We start from the raw sequence: 1,525 nt of genomic DNA, 5'->3' as shown, positions 1-1,525 counted from the left end.
ATTAGAGATTAGATTTTACTAATTCGCTAATTCGCTTAATTCACTAATTCACTAAATGGAATTTGGAATTTGTGATTTGGAATTTCAGAGCCATATCTATGTCAAATTTCGATTAATAAGTGCTATAGTATTGAGGAATTAATCAAGGCGGCATTAAAGTTTTTGTAATTAGTAACTATTCAGCCACAGATGGACACGGATGAAACACTGATTTTTAATCCTTTGTAATAATTCAACCTGTAATGTTCTGTAGGGCTTTTTGATAAAGTTTTTTTTCAAAACCCATAAGAGAAAATATTGTCCAGTTTAAATGCTACTTTGATAATCTCTTCTGTAATTTTCTCATATTTTAAACCCCTTCTATTTTATCCGTGTCAATCTGTGTTAATCAGTGGCTAAATAGTTACAATTTTTTTGTAATTTCTGCTACCCTTTTGCCCAGTGCCTTGCCCGAATTTATTCCATCCGTATCAGGACTGCCAACACAGGCTACGCCATAATGGCCACCTGCACTAATTGGGTCTCCAACTATTATCATCCCATGAATAAGCATTGCTTGAAGTATGGAAAACATAGTTGTTTCTTTACCGCCGGTATGATGTCCTGAGGTAGTAAATGCCGCTCCTATTTTACCTTCTAATTTTCTTCTTATAGCAACACTTTTGTCAAACATCTCCTTTACCTCTGCAGACATACTACCAAAATATACCGGTGAACCAACGATAATTCCATCTGCTGACACTAAGTCTTGATTTGAGGTTTCACTTACCCGTTTTATTTCACCTTCTACGCCTCCAACCTCATTCACTCCATCAACTATAGCCTGAGCTAATCTTTTAGTATTATTACTCTTAGAAGAATAAACAACTAATACCTTTGGCATATTATCTCACCTCCTTTTTTAAATTGAACGCTCTCGGATAAAACCTGTTCCTGACAAGTTCACGAATCGACACCCAAAAATCGAAATGGTCTTCTATCCTCTTATTTTCTGTTTTTGGTCTATAGTCTATGGTCTATGGTCTTTTCTTAGTATCCCATCATACTCATCACCCAGCCTAAAACTGTTTCTGCTTGCATAGTAACAAATCTGGCAATTCGTTCACTGGGCATACTCATTTTAGTATTTACGGCGTTAATTGCATGGCAAATATCAGTAGGAATATCGCATACTATTTGAACTTCATTCAACAAACCCGTAAGAGTATTGCTACGGTGACGGCTACCTTTATAGTCAATCAATGCCTTAAAAGCATTAATAAGACTGAGCTGAGCTCGAGTCAATGTCCAATCATAATCCTTCATCTTCAATCGTTCTTTGGCAATATTTAATTCTTCTTCTGCCTGATTTAAGTAATCACCTGGACCTAACATCTTTTAACCCTCCTTCCTTTTGGTAATTGTGCCTTTCACGAAATTCATAACTCCTTGATTAACAAGAAGTTACAAATACACTTTTTTCTTATTGCCCTCCTGTTGTATAACCCCTTGATTTTCATAGACTTACAAATCATAGTTTGCTCGT

At 35.8% G+C, this 1,525-nt stretch carries 2 protein-coding genes; both read right to left on the bottom strand.

From position 1 onward, the window contains the following. Positions 1-403 precede the first annotated feature (403 nt). Positions 404-883 carry an NAD(P)H-dependent oxidoreductase gene (locus tag AB1422_19405; protein ID MEW6621469.1) on the bottom strand — a complete coding sequence of 160 codons (480 nt, stop codon included), beginning with the start codon at positions 881-883 and terminating at the stop codon, positions 404-406. Positions 884-1,029: 146 nt separating this feature from the next. Further along, the gene (locus tag AB1422_19400) at positions 1,030-1,374 is read right to left on the bottom strand and encodes a HEPN domain-containing protein (GenBank protein ID MEW6621468.1); all 345 of its coding nucleotides are present in this window, start codon (positions 1,372-1,374) and stop codon (positions 1,030-1,032) included. Positions 1,375-1,525: the final 151 nt, after the last annotated feature.

This window comes from bacterium (genome assembly GCA_040757115.1).
GTDB lineage: Bacteria > UBA9089 > CG2-30-40-21 > CG2-30-40-21 > SBAY01 > JBFLXS01.
This window is presented reverse-complemented; position numbering and strand designations above follow the sequence as displayed.

Bases quoted from the DNA above. Each gene is read 5' to 3' on its own strand.
- AB1422_19405 (MEW6621469.1), bottom strand. From the start codon at position 883: ATGCCAAAGGTATTAGTTGTTTATTCTTCTAAGAGTAATAATACTAAA.
- AB1422_19400 (MEW6621468.1), bottom strand. From the start codon at position 1,374: ATGTTAGGTCCAGGTGATTACTTAAATCAGGCAGAAGAAGAATTAAAT.